The following is a 12,837-nucleotide window of genomic DNA, read 5'->3' on the forward strand; positions in this document are numbered from 1 at the left end:
ATCTTTAAAGTCCTCATTTCGTTTACCATTTCATCTCTATCCCCATTCTTAAGTTAAAAATAACTTCCACACAATATCATTTTGTATAACAGATGTGCGGTATAAAAAATGTATTTTCTCATTTGAAAACCACTTCCATGTACCATCAGGGATAAAATATGAGCTTTTACTAGAATCTTGGAAATATGAGTTGTGGTTTTCTCTAAAAATGTTTAAAACTTGCTAAACTTTGAATACTGTCAGGTTCTATAAATAAATCAACTGGGGCACCAATTTTGATTGTTGTATGTTTTGACAATGGTTCTTTTTCCTTCTTGTACATATTCTAATTGTTGTTTGAGGTCATCCATCGGTTATCCGGTTTATGATGTCTATTAAACAATACTAATCCTGCTTTATATTTTATCATTCTTTAAGAACTTTTGTGACATAAACCTGTGTAATTTTCAGTTTACTGTAAAATAATTAGCCAAAACAAGGATTTTTGTCCATAAAAAAAGCCGACTCTATTTGAGTCAGCTTGCTTTTATATTTTGGCATATCTGCTTATGTTTAACAATATGCCCATAGATAGTAAGGTTAAGGTTAAGGAAGAACCTCCATAACTTATAAAAGGAAGTGTAATTCCTGTTACGGGAATCAACCCAATAACAACACTTACATTAATAAAGACTTGGATGATAATCATCCCTATAATCCCTAACGCAAGTAAGCTGCCGAACAAGTCCTGTGCTCCTAAAGCAATTCTTATTCCTCTCCACATTAGTAAGAAAAAGAGTAGAATAACAAAGCTGCCCCCAATAAATCCAAGCTCCTCTGCTAATATAGCGAATATAAAATCATTTTGAGGTTCAGGCAAATAAAAAAACTTTTGCAGACTTTGACCCAGACCCATTCCCATTAAACCACCAGGTCCAATGGCGTAAAGAGACTGAATGATTTGAAAGCCGTCGCCTAAAGGATCCTCCCAGGGATTTAGGAAGGCTTGAATACGGCTAATACGGTAAGGGGCCGATATAATTAGTCCGATAAATCCAATAACCCCAATCAATCCTAAACCTACAAAGTGCGAAATTTTTCCTCCTGCAATAAATATCATGACAAAGCATGTACCGACAAGAACCATTCCTGTACCCAGATCAGGCTGCAGCATGATGAGACCAAATGGTACAAATACAAGAAGCAATGCAGGAAGAAATCCCTGTTTAAACGTTGTGATATATTTTTGATTATCACTTAAACTTTTAGCCAGAAATATGATGAGGCCTATTTTCATAAATTCTGAAGGCTGTACACTGAAAGCTCCTACACCGATCCAGCTTTTAGCCCCATTTCGTTCTAAACCAATCCCCGGTATGAGTACAGCAATCAGAAGAACAAAGCATACCATTATAATGATATTGGAGTATTCACGCCATTTTTGATAAGGGATATTCATCATAAAATACATGGCCATTAATCCAATCACTGCAAACAGCAATTGTCGTTTGGCATAGAAAAAAGGATCATCAAATTTATAAGAGGACCATATTGCAGATGAGCTATAAACCATTACAACGCCAAATAATAAAAGAGCAAAGACAACAATTAAAAGTGTCAAATCAGGCATTTTCTTTTTATTTTTACTACGGTTCAAAACAAAAAACACCCCCAATTTCCAAGCAATGGAATTTGGGGCTAATCGTAAAACAAGCCCCTACTATAACTTATGCACGGCTCGTACAAACATGTCTCCTCTCTCTTCAAAAGAACGATATTGATCCCAGCTTGCACAAGCAGGGGATAGAAGAATTACATCTCCTTCTTCCGATTGAGCATAAGCATGTTGTACGGCTTGTTCTACATTATCGACGATTTCAACACGTTCTATTCCTGCCATGTTGCCAGCTGCTTTTATTTTTTCTGCTGTTTGGCCAAAGAGAACCATTGATTTGACATTTTTTAAGTAGGGGATTAAATCATCAAAGTCATTTCCACGGTCAAGACCACCAGCTAATAAAACAATAGGTTGTTGAAAAGCATTCAAAGCACTCGATGTAGCCAAAATATTTGTAGCTTTCGAATCGTTATAAAACGTGCGGTCTTTAAATTCCCTGACAAATTGCATCCTATGTCTTACACCTTGAAAAGTAGTTAATACATGACGTATGGCTTCAGGTGTAGCACCCATTAAACTTGCTGCAGCTATAGCTGCTAAAATATTTTCAAAGTTATGCTCACCAACAAGTACAATATCTTTGCGTTTGATAATTGGCTTTTCTTTAAAATAAACCATGTTTCCATCAAACCAGGCTCCATCTTTACAAGGCTGTGTTGCAGAAAATGGAATCTTCTGTGCATTGGTTTGATCCACAAGCTGAACAACCATATCATCATCTAAGTTAAAAACAGCAAAATCATCTTTCGTTTGATTTTCGAAAATTTTAGCCTTTGCATTTGCGTAATGATTTAGCGTTTTATGATAGTCTAAATGGGCTTCAAAAATATTTAATAGTACCGATACATTTGCTTTGAATGTCTGAATACCCAGCAATTGAAATGAAGAAAGCTCCATGACCAGAATATCTTCAGGCTCACTTTCTCGTGCTACTTCACTGGCCACTGTTCCGATATTACCTGATAATTTGGCCTGTTCTCCACTGCCCCGAAGCATTTCATATATGAGAGTTGTCGTCGTCGTTTTGCCATTGGAACCTGTGATTCCGACAATCGGTCCATCTGTTAATAGTCCAGCTAGTTCAACCTCTGTTATAACCGGAATATTTCTGTGAATTGCTTCTTTTACAATCACATTATCATAAGGAATACCTGGATTTTTAATAACCACTTCTACATCATCTAATACTGAAAGCGGATGGCCACCTGTTACCACTTCTATTCCGAAATTCCGCAGCTCCTGGGCTGTTGAATTGTTCTCTTCTTTTTTAAAATCATTCACTCTAACTTTTTTACCATTTTCCAGCAGAATACGAGCTGCTGCCGCCCCGCTTTTTGCTAATCCTAGTACAAGTACTTGTTCATATGGAAATTGTTTTAATGTATTCAAGATAACCACACCTCGATGTAAATTCCTAATGCTGCAAATAAAATTCCGATTACCCAAAAGGTTGCAACAACCCGCCACTCAGACCAACCTTTTAATTCATAATGATGATGAAGCGGACTCATTTTAAATACTCTTTTTCCGGTAGTTTTAAATGATATAACTTGAATGATTACGGATAATGTTTCAAGTACAAAAACGCCACCAATAATAATGAGTAATAATTCCAATTTGGTCAAAATCGCTATAATGGCTATGGCTCCACCTAATGCAAGGGAACCCGTATCCCCCATGAAAACTTTTGCGGGATGAGCATTAAATACAAGAAATCCTAATAAAGCACCTACGATAGCCAGAGAGAAGATGGCCACTTCAAATTGAAGGTTTCCTCCCCATGCAAGGATTCCGAAGGCACCAAAAGCAACAGCTGCTGTTCCTGCTAATAATCCATCCAGACCATCTGTTAAATTCACTGCATTTGATGAACCGACAAGCATAAATAAAAGAAAAGCAGCATACCAAATCCCTAAATCAAATTGAAAATCCGTTCCTGGTATGCCAATGTAAGTAGGAAAACCGTGCTCTCTTAGAATAAAATAAACAACTACTGCAATAATAATTTGCCCAATCATCTTCTGCTTGGACGTTAATCCTAAATTTCGCTTTTTAAGAATCTTTATAATATCATCCAGGAAACCGATTAAACCGTAACCTACTAAAACAAATAAAACTAAAAATATTTCAAAGTTAACAGGAGCTGGTTTAAATTTATAAACCATAAATAAAGCTGTAATAACTACGGAAATAATAATCATTAAACCGCCCATGGTTGGTGTGCCAGCTTTTTTCTGGTGTGATTCAGGTCCTTCTTCTCTTATACTTTGACCAAATTTAAGACGACGTAGGAAAGGAATCAAAATGGGTGATATAAGTACTGATATTAAAAAGGATACGGCCATGGTGATTAATAATATAGTTTGTGACATTACCTAAGTTCCTCCCTCTTCACTGCGGACTTACTTTGTTAATTGATTGATTACTTCTTCTAAGCGCATACCTCTGGAACCTTTAAAAAGGATAATTGTATTTGGGTTCAACTCACTCCGCAGATGTTTAACAAGCACTTCTTTAGATGAAAAGGAAAGAGTTTTAATTCTTCCTTCCTCTTTCTCGTTTAAGGCCTCGATGATGGCTTTGCTTTCTTCCCCATAAGTATATAGTGTATCTATTGGTGGTTGAATGACATCCGCAACAGAACGATGAATAGCCTGAGAATGCTCCCCAAGCTCCAGAATATCACCTAAGACTAAAATTTTTCGTTCTGCATCCATTTCTTTTATAACGTTAATGGATGCCTTCATGGAAGTAGCGGAAGCATTATAAGCATCATTTATTAGAAATGTTCCTTCCTTTGTTTTTATCTTTTCAAATCGCATTCCCGTTAATTCAACCTGTTGTAATCCTGACTCAATTTGTTCTACATTTAAACCTAAACGTTTTGCTGTCACAATGCAAAATGTGGCATTTTTGGCTTGATGCTCACCTAAAACCGGGATTGAAAAACGTTTTTGCTCTACTTCAAAAGTGGTATCATCATTGGTAATTTGTATATTTTTGATGACATAATCATTATCGGGATTTGTTCCAATGCGGTAGCTCTTATATTGTTGAGCAACAGAATCCAGCAGGGGTTCATCTCCATCTACTAATAAAAGACCATCTTCCTTTAAACCCTCAACGATTTCACTTTTGGCTTGTGCAATCCCGGCTCTTGATCCTAGATATTCTATATGAGATTCTCCTATATTTGTAATCATGGCAATATCAGGATGAGCAATCTTCGTTAACGTTTCAATTTCCCCAAAATGATTCATACCCATTTCCAAAATTAATACTTCTGTATCAGGAGTCATTTGAAGAATAGTCAATGGAAGACCAATATGATTATTAAAATTTCCCTTCGTTTTCCACGTTTTAAATTTCTGATTTAAAACGGTTGCCACAAAATCTTTTGTTGTTGTCTTCCCATTAGACCCTGTAATTCCAATAACCTTTGGTTTCACTTTCTCCCGATAAGCAGTGGCTAATTTTTGCATCGCTTCGACCGTATCTTCTACAAAAAAGAGAGGAAAATCTGTAGGTACAAACCTCGGAACTGGTTTATTCTTACTCCATAAAGTAGCGATTGCACCATGTTTAATCGCATCTTTCAGGAATTCATGGCCATCAAAGCGTTCACCTTCAATGGGTATAAATAAACCAAAATGGGTAAACTGACGACTATCTGTAAATACATCATCTATTTGTATTGGATCTAAAACAACACCTTGATAGTCCGGGAATAGGGATGCAAGCCAATTTGTTGTAAATTTTGACATTAAAAACGCTCCTTTAGTTTTTCATCTATCATATTAGATGCAATTTCCCGATCATCAAAGGTAAACCGCTCAGTACCTATCTCCTGATATGTCTCATGTCCTTTTCCGGCAATCATGACGACATCACCCGGATTGCATAATTGAATGGCCTTTGAGATAGCTTCTTTTCGGTCTTGCTCTACTTCAAAATTTTGTGCTTCAAGACCCGTAGTCATATCTTTAAGAATCTGATCTGGATCCTCAGTTCGTGGATTATCTGATGTGAATATAGCTAAATCACTATATTTCACGGCTACATTCGCCATTTTAGGGCGTTTTCCTTTATCCCGATCTCCACCGCACCCAACTACTACATAGATTTTCCCTTTCGTAAAGGTCTTCACGGTTTTTATGACGTTTTCTAAGGAATCCGGCGTATGAGCATAGTCTACTATAACACCAAAATCCTGACCTCTTTGAACAGGTTCAAAACGACCTGGGACTCCATTTGTTAAAGATAACGATTTTTGGACTGTCTCTAGCGGGATATTAGCACAGATTGCGGCACTGGCTGCAGCAAGCATATTATAAACGCTGAATTCGCCGACAAGATTACTTTTAATTTGAATGTCACCAATCGGCGTAATCATATCAAAAATGGTTCTATCAGGACGTAAGGAAACATTTTTTGCACGGACATCCGCCCGTTCGTCCAGTCCATATGTCAGCACCTCATGTGCAGTGCTTCTTGCAAGTAAGGAATAAGCAGGGTCATCATAGTTTAGAACAGCAAGCTTTTTACGATTGTGATATTGATTCCCCATTTGTGCAAACAGCAGACTTTTTGCTCTTAAGTAATCATCCATATCTTTATGATAATCTAAATGGTCCTGGGACAAATTAGTAAATACGGCTATATCAAAGTCTAATCCGAATACTCTCCCTAAATCTAAAGCATGAGAGGAAACTTCCATCATAACCGTGTCCACATCGTTTTGAACCATTTTATGTAAAGATTTTTGTAAAAATAATGAGTCAGGAGTCGTATTTCGTACAGGATAGGTTTCCTTTCCTATCTTCATCTGAATTGTACCTAGCAAACCTGTATCATCACCATATTGCTGGAATATTTCATCCAATAAATAAGTAAGAGTTGTTTTCCCATTGGTACCTGTAACTCCGATTAACTGCATTTTTTCACTTGGATAATCATAGTATTGATTCGCTAATTGGGCTAAAACTTTTACTGTATCATTAACGATTATTACAGGAATAGTCAATGAAAGGGGGCGTTCAGCAATAACAGCACATGCCCCCTTTTCTTCAGCCATCTGAGCAAAATCGTGGCCATCAACTGTAAACCCATCTATACAGATGAATAAATCATCATTCTGAACTTGACGTGAATCCATTTCAATTCCTTGTACTTCAATATCATTTATATTTTGCGCACACTGATAAAATTTTAATGGTTTTAATAATTGGTTTAATTTCATGTCTAATTCGCCTACCTCGTTTAAAACATTCGTTACTATTATAGCAAATTTAATGGTTATTAACGATGAAAAATCTATTCCTCTTTTTCAGTCGAGCCTTCATCACCTAAAAAGATTCTTATCGTGGAACCTTGTTCGACCATTTTTCCTGCCTCAGGTGATTGTTTAATGATCGTATTCCCTTCTCCTTCACTTTCAACAGAAAGATTGACCAGGTATTCCTGTAAGTCCTTTTTAGATAGTCCGACTAAATCAGGTACTTTTACTTTAGGTTGTTCAGGCCATTTATATTCCTTCTCCAGCCCTTCAGTTCTTTCTTCTGCATCCATTGCTCGTAAACTATCTTCAATAATCGTACCAACAATGGGTGCAGTTACGACTCCACCAAATTGCACGGTGTTTTTAGGATTATCAATAGCTACATATACTACGATTTCTGGATCATCGGCCGGAGCAAATCCTATAAAGGAAACAATATGGTTATCACTTAAATAGTTTCCATCTTCACCGACTTTTTGGGCTGTTCCTGTTTTACCACCAACACGATACCCATCTACATAAGCCCCTCGCCCTGTACCTTTAGCAACTACGCTTTCCAAAGTACTACGGATTTCTTTAGATGTTTCATTGGATATTACTTGATCCTTTAGAACAGGTTCTGTTTTTTCTACTACTTCACCTGTAATGGGGTCTAACCATTCTTTAGCCAAAAAGGGTTTGTATAGATAGCCTCCATTTACTGCTGCAGATACTGCTGCTACTTGTTGTATAGGGGTTACAGAAACACCCTGACCAAATGAGGTTGTAGCAAGCTCTACAGGACCTACATTTTCTTCATCAAATAGAATACCCGAACCCTCTCCTTGTAAATCAATTCCGGTTTTTTTCCCAAAACCAAAGTCATCTATATAGCTAAATAGCTTCTCTTTCCCTACTTTCTCGCCCATCGATACAAAACCAGGGTTACAGGAATTTTGTACCACTTCTAAATAAGTTTGGTTGCCGTGGCCTCCATCCTGCCAGCATCGAATTTTGGCACCTGAGACCTCAATGGAACCTGTATCATTAAAATGATCATTCTGTAAATCCACTAATCCTTCTTCCAGGGCTGAAGCTAACGTAATAATTTTAAAGGTGGAACCTGGCTCATATGTACTCCAGATGGGCAGATTACGATTATATATTTCGGGATCTACTTCTTTATAATTGGCTGGATGGAAATCAGGTCGGCTGTCCATCGCCAAAATTTCACCTGTATCAGGATCCATAGCTATAGCCCAAGCTCCATCAGGATTATATTTGGACTCAGCTAAATCTAATTCCCGGTCGATAATGGTCTGGATTTTCTCATTAATGGTTAATTTTAAGTCTAAACCATCTTCCGGTTCGTTATAATTTTCGGCTATATCTTTGAGTTTATGCCCTTTGTTATCAGAAAAGAAGGAGAGTGAACCTTCTTTTCCATTCAATTTATTATCATAGTACAACTCAATACCCGCTAATCCTTGACTATCAATCCCGGTAAAACCTAAAACATGTGACAAATATTTTCCATGCGGATAGTATCTCTTCGAATCTTCGGCAATATATACTCCTTCCAGATTCAATTCCTGAAGTTTTATTGCCTGCTCCTCGGAAATTTTTCTACCTTCTGGATGAATCACTTCCACCGATACATTTTTTGTTACATATTCATAAGCGTCTTTTACATCCATGTTTAAAACATCAGCAAGCTTTTCAGCTGTATCCTGTGGATTTTGAATTTGCCTCGGCACAACAGCAACAGATGGAGCTGAGACATTCCCTGCTAAAACTTCTCCATTTCGATCCAAAATTTCTCCTCTTTCTGGTTTTAACGGAATATCCCGACTCCAAAGCTCTTCAGCCTTTTCTGTGATTTCTTCTCCCATTATAAATTGAACATATCCTAACCGAATACACATAATGAAAAAGAATATCAACGCAAAAAGAAAAACAGCGACCAACCGTCTCCGCACAGTAACTTGTGATACACGTTTCACACTACATCATCCTTTTACCATTCACTCGTTTTACAAGGTAGGCTTGTATCACAATATATGAACCCAAGTTTAAAAGTAGAACTGAAAACAGAAGGCGACTGGTCAGGTCCTGATGTATAAGCAAAGTACACAGAGCGACAAGCTTTTTAGTCACAAAGTGGATTTTGCTTATGATAGCCCGGACCTAGGAGTCGTAGCTGGCCAACAAAACGAGGGCTCCTAGGTCCAACCTGTATAATAAAAACGGCAGCAACCTTGTAGCAGGTTCCTACCGTTAAAAAAATCTTATTATCCGGTTTCTTCCTGAGCTTCTTCCTCATTTTCGTTGTCTTCCTGGCTTTCACCATCGTTTTCTGATTCTGGTTCTTCATTTTCCCCATCATTAGGCGGCTTTAGTTTTACACTTAAATAGGATCCTTCTTTCACCTTCGTTCCTGGTTCTGTACTTTGCTTGGTAACATAGCCATTTCCCATTTGCTCTACTTTAAGGTCATAGAATGAAGCAAACTTTAACACTTCTCGAAGCGACCATCCTGTTAAGTCTGGCATTTGGGCATCCCCATTCGTTAATATCATGATATCACTTTCTGGGAGGATATTTTCACCTGCCTGGGGTATGGTTTCCTTCACCTTATCTCCGTTTCCGACCACTTTTACTTGAACGTTTTGATCCGTTAAGGTTTGTTTAACTGATTCTACCGATTGACCTTTATAGTCAGATAATTTAATAGGATCAACAGTCATCTCTTCTGTCTTCTTATCAGGACTAATATCCAGATAATGCAGGCTGTTTTCCATTACAGATTTAAAAATATAGGATACAGGTTCAGAACCAGCTTCCGTATTCTCTAATTCAGGTTGCTTTATGGCAACATACATCATTAGCTCAGGATCATCTTTTGGTGCCATACCCAAAAAGGAAAATATATAATTCTCTCTACCAGTCAAAAAGCCTCCATTTTCAGGATCAGGAAGTTGGGCGGTACCTGTTTTTCCTGCGACAGAATAATCATCTAATCGATAATCTGCTCCAGTACCATTTTCACCAGTGATTACTGTCTCCAGTATATCTCTTACACGTTTAGCCGTTTCTTTTTTAATAGGCTCACCAACTACCTCTGGCTTTGTTTCTTTTAACACTTTATCCTGATTTTTATCTGTTATTTTGGAAATCACATAAGGCTTCATCATTTTTCCATCATTGGCGACTGATGTAGCTGCTTTCATTAACTGAATAGGGGTTACAGTTGTACTCTGTCCAAATGCAGTTCGGACCTTATCAGAGGGCCACTTATAAGTAATTTCACCGGCAACCTCACCTGATAAATCAATTCCTGTCTTCTTATCAAAGTCAAACCGTTTTAAGTATTCAAGGAATTTTTCTGTCCCCAGCTTCTCCCATACAAGTTTTGATACAGCAACATTCGATGAACGGCGAATCCCTTCATCATAAGTAATTTTACCCCAACCTTCGCCCCAGTTATGGTCGTTTACTGGTCTTACTCCATCCATAAATTTATAAGAACCAGACTGATATTTTTCATTACCATTATAAACGCCTGCATCCATAGCTGCTCCAACGGTAAAAATCTTCATTGTTGAACCAGGTGCAAATGGATAAGAAATAATATCATTATACCAGTTATCGATATTATTTCTGGTATTTGGATTAAAGGTTGGCCGGTTTGACATAGCTAGTACTTCACCTGTTTTAGGATTCATGACAATTGCCATCATTTGTTTTGGCTTATATTGTTCATTGATATCTGACATCGCATCTTCTAAAAAGGTTTGTATCTTCTGGTCAAGAGTCAAATAGACATTAGAACCGTCCTTAGGTTGTGTAAGGACTTCATTTGGATCTAATAGTTTATTAGCGTATTGATCCTGCTCGTAGGAAATATGCCCATCTTCTCCCATTAATTGATCGTTCATCGATTTTTCAATGCCCATGGCACCCTTTAATTTTTCCTGTTCTTCTTTTTGAGTAAAACCAATAACATGAGAAGCAAATTTATCATTTGGGTAATAACGCTTCTGGTTTTCCTGGAAATAGATACCTGGTAAATCAAGAGCTTCTATCTCTTCTTTTTGCTTCTCTGTCAATTCCTCACCATTCGAACCAAACTCAATCTGAAACAGACCTTTTTCCTTTCCATTTTGGATTAATTCCATAATCCTTCTTGCTTCCATATCAAGGACAGGAGCCAGTTTATTTGCTGTTTTGTCTGGATTTTTAACATGTAAAGGTTCATCTGAATTCTGAGAGTAATCTTCATCTATTACAGCATATAAATTATAGGAGGGACGATTATCAGCCAAAACCATACCTGAACGGTCCAGTATTTGTCCTCTTTCAGCTGGTAATGTATACGAAGCAGTTCGTTGCTTTTCAGCCCACCTATTTAAATCAACTCCATCTACTTCTCCAGAGGCTTGAATATACATTAAACGACTAAACAAAATGGCAAATACAACAGCAAAGACAATCATAAAAAGAATGGCAAATAGGTTCGTAGTTTGTAACTTTTTCATTATGTAGTTCTCCTTTAACGGACTTTATTTGCCTGTTCTACTTTTGAATTTTGCATTTGAAGACCATTTTCTTTGGCCTTTTGTAAAATACGGCTAGGTTCACTAAGTTCTTTTACCTCGGCTTGTAGATTATCAACAGTTACACTTTTCTCTTCTACTTTAGTCTCTAGTTCCTGAACATCCCGGTTTACACTATCCAGATTAGCTGAATAAGAGATGACAATAGCACTAGTTAAAGCCGTAACACCTACAAAAAAGGAATATAAAACCTTTTCTCCTTTTGATATCCAGCGTTTTTTATGTACTTTCACCTGTACTTTGGTTTGTTTTTGCTGTTGTTCTTGTGGTTGATAAGTATCTAATTTACGTGCAAATACCGAAGCCATTATACATTGCCCCTTTCTTGATAACTAAACTGATAATCCCACGCTTTAATTTTTTCAGCAATCCGAAGTTTCGCTGACCGAGAACGCCGATTTTCTTCAAGTTCTTCCTCAACAGGTGTTATTGGCTTTCTGGTAATAAGGTTAAATGGCGGTTGTGCTTCTTCAGGAATAATCGGAATATTTTTTGGTATCGGCGGAGGTGTACTCCATTTTTTCATGCTCTTTTTACAAATGCGATCTTCCAGTGAATGAAAGGTAATTACAGATATTCTTCCGCCTATAGCTGTCATTTCTGCTGCTTGATGTAAAGCATCACGAAATACATTCAATTCATCATTAACAGCAATTCGTATGGCCTGAAAAATCCGTTTAGCTGGATGACCACCTTTTCTTCTTGCAGCTGCAGGTATACCTTCCTTAATCACCTCGACTAATTGAGAGGTTGTCCTAATTTCATGCACCTGTCTTGTTTGTTCAATTTTTCGGGCAACCTGCTTAGAAAACTTTTCCTCTCCATACCGAAAAAAAATCTTCACTAGTTTTTCATAAGGCCAACTGTTAACAATATCATAGGCTGACAATGCTTGTGATTGGTCCATGCGCATGTCCAAAGGTGCATCCTGATGATAACTAAAGCCTCTTTCCTCTTGATCTAACTGGGGTGATGATACACCTAAATCAAAGAGAACACCATCGACTTCATTAATGTCATTTTCATATAATTTTTCTTTTAACAGTTGGAAATTCGCATGAACAAACAAACATTGTTTCTCATATTCATGAAGACGGCTTCTGGCAAATTGAAGTGCCTGTTCATCCTGATCAAACGCAATCAGTTTTCCATCAGGTCCTAAGGCTTGCACAATCTGCTCGGAATGACCTCCTCCACCTAGAGTACAATCCACATAAACTCCATTCGGTTTAATGTTAAGTCCTTCTATCGCTTCATTTTTCAGTACACTGTAATGTTCAAACATTCTCACACCTGCTTTTATGCCT

9 protein-coding genes are annotated in these 12,837 nt (G+C 37.4%); all 9 read right to left on the reverse strand.

Going from position 1 to position 12,837, the window contains the following annotated elements:
- Positions 1–526 precede the first annotated feature (526 nt).
- Positions 527–1,609 carry a stage V sporulation protein E gene (spoVE, locus tag BMX63_RS13100; protein ID WP_093136560.1) on the reverse strand — a complete coding sequence of 361 codons (1,083 nt, stop codon included), beginning with the start codon at positions 1,607–1,609 and terminating at the stop codon, positions 527–529.
- A 90-nt stretch (positions 1,610–1,699) separates the two neighbouring features.
- A complete protein-coding gene (gene murD / locus BMX63_RS13105) occupies positions 1,700–3,046 on the reverse strand; it encodes a UDP-N-acetylmuramoyl-L-alanine--D-glutamate ligase (RefSeq protein ID WP_093136463.1) in 1,347 nt (448 codons plus the stop codon).
- Positions 3,043–4,029 (reverse strand): phospho-N-acetylmuramoyl-pentapeptide-transferase, encoded by a 987-nt coding sequence (gene mraY / locus BMX63_RS13110; RefSeq protein ID WP_093136465.1) that lies wholly within the window; start codon positions 4,027–4,029, stop codon positions 3,043–3,045. Before mraY ends, murD begins: the two co-directional genes overlap by 4 nt.
- Before the next feature lie 30 nt (positions 4,030–4,059).
- Complete coding sequence (locus BMX63_RS13115) at positions 4,060–5,421, reverse strand: UDP-N-acetylmuramoyl-tripeptide--D-alanyl-D-alanine ligase (protein ID WP_093136467.1); 1,362 nt, start codon at positions 5,419–5,421, stop codon at positions 4,060–4,062.
- Positions 5,421–6,896: a UDP-N-acetylmuramoyl-L-alanyl-D-glutamate--2,6-diaminopimelate ligase gene (locus BMX63_RS13120; protein ID WP_093136469.1), complete on the reverse strand. Its 1,476-nt coding sequence runs from the start codon at positions 6,894–6,896 to the stop codon at positions 5,421–5,423. The genes BMX63_RS13115 and BMX63_RS13120 overlap by 1 nt, the downstream gene beginning before the upstream one ends.
- A 74-nt stretch (positions 6,897–6,970) precedes the next feature.
- Complete coding sequence (locus BMX63_RS13125; RefSeq protein ID WP_093136471.1) at positions 6,971–8,917, reverse strand: stage V sporulation protein D; 1,947 nt, start codon at positions 8,915–8,917, stop codon at positions 6,971–6,973.
- Positions 8,918–9,205: 288 nt separating this feature from the next.
- The gene (locus BMX63_RS13130; protein ID WP_093136473.1) at positions 9,206–11,452 is read right to left on the reverse strand and encodes a penicillin-binding protein; all 2,247 of its coding nucleotides are present in this window, start codon (positions 11,450–11,452) and stop codon (positions 9,206–9,208) included.
- 14 nt (positions 11,453–11,466) lie between these two features.
- Complete coding sequence (gene ftsL, locus BMX63_RS13135; protein ID WP_093136475.1) at positions 11,467–11,838, reverse strand: cell division protein FtsL; 372 nt, start codon at positions 11,836–11,838, stop codon at positions 11,467–11,469.
- The gene (gene rsmH / locus BMX63_RS13140; protein ID WP_093136477.1) at positions 11,838–12,815 is read right to left on the reverse strand and encodes a 16S rRNA (cytosine(1402)-N(4))-methyltransferase RsmH; all 978 of its coding nucleotides are present in this window, start codon (positions 12,813–12,815) and stop codon (positions 11,838–11,840) included. The genes ftsL and rsmH overlap by 1 nt, the downstream gene beginning before the upstream one ends.
- Between the last annotated feature and the right edge of the window lie 22 nt (positions 12,816–12,837).

Origin of the sequence: Salinibacillus kushneri, from assembly GCF_900111405.1 — a bacterium.
GTDB classification, from domain to species: Bacteria; Bacillota; Bacilli; order Bacillales; family Alkalibacillaceae; genus Salinibacillus; species Salinibacillus kushneri.

Bases quoted from the DNA above. Each gene is read 5' to 3' on its own strand.
- BMX63_RS13120 (WP_093136469.1), bottom strand. From the start codon at position 6,896: ATGAAATTAAACCAATTATTAAAACCATTAAAATTTTATCAGTGTGCG.
- spoVE (WP_093136560.1), bottom strand. From the start codon at position 1,609: ATGCCTGATTTGACACTTTTAATTGTTGTCTTTGCTCTTTTATTATTT.
- ftsL (WP_093136475.1), bottom strand. From the start codon at position 11,838: ATGGCTTCGGTATTTGCACGTAAATTAGATACTTATCAACCACAAGAA.
- rsmH (WP_093136477.1), bottom strand. From the start codon at position 12,815: ATGTTTGAACATTACAGTGTACTGAAAAATGAAGCGATAGAAGGACTT.
- BMX63_RS13130 (WP_093136473.1), bottom strand. From the start codon at position 11,452: ATGAAAAAGTTACAAACTACGAACCTATTTGCCATTCTTTTTATGATT.
- BMX63_RS13115 (WP_093136467.1), bottom strand. From the start codon at position 5,421: ATGTCAAAATTTACAACAAATTGGCTTGCATCCCTATTCCCGGACTAT.
- mraY (WP_093136465.1), bottom strand. From the start codon at position 4,029: ATGTCACAAACTATATTATTAATCACCATGGCCGTATCCTTTTTAATA.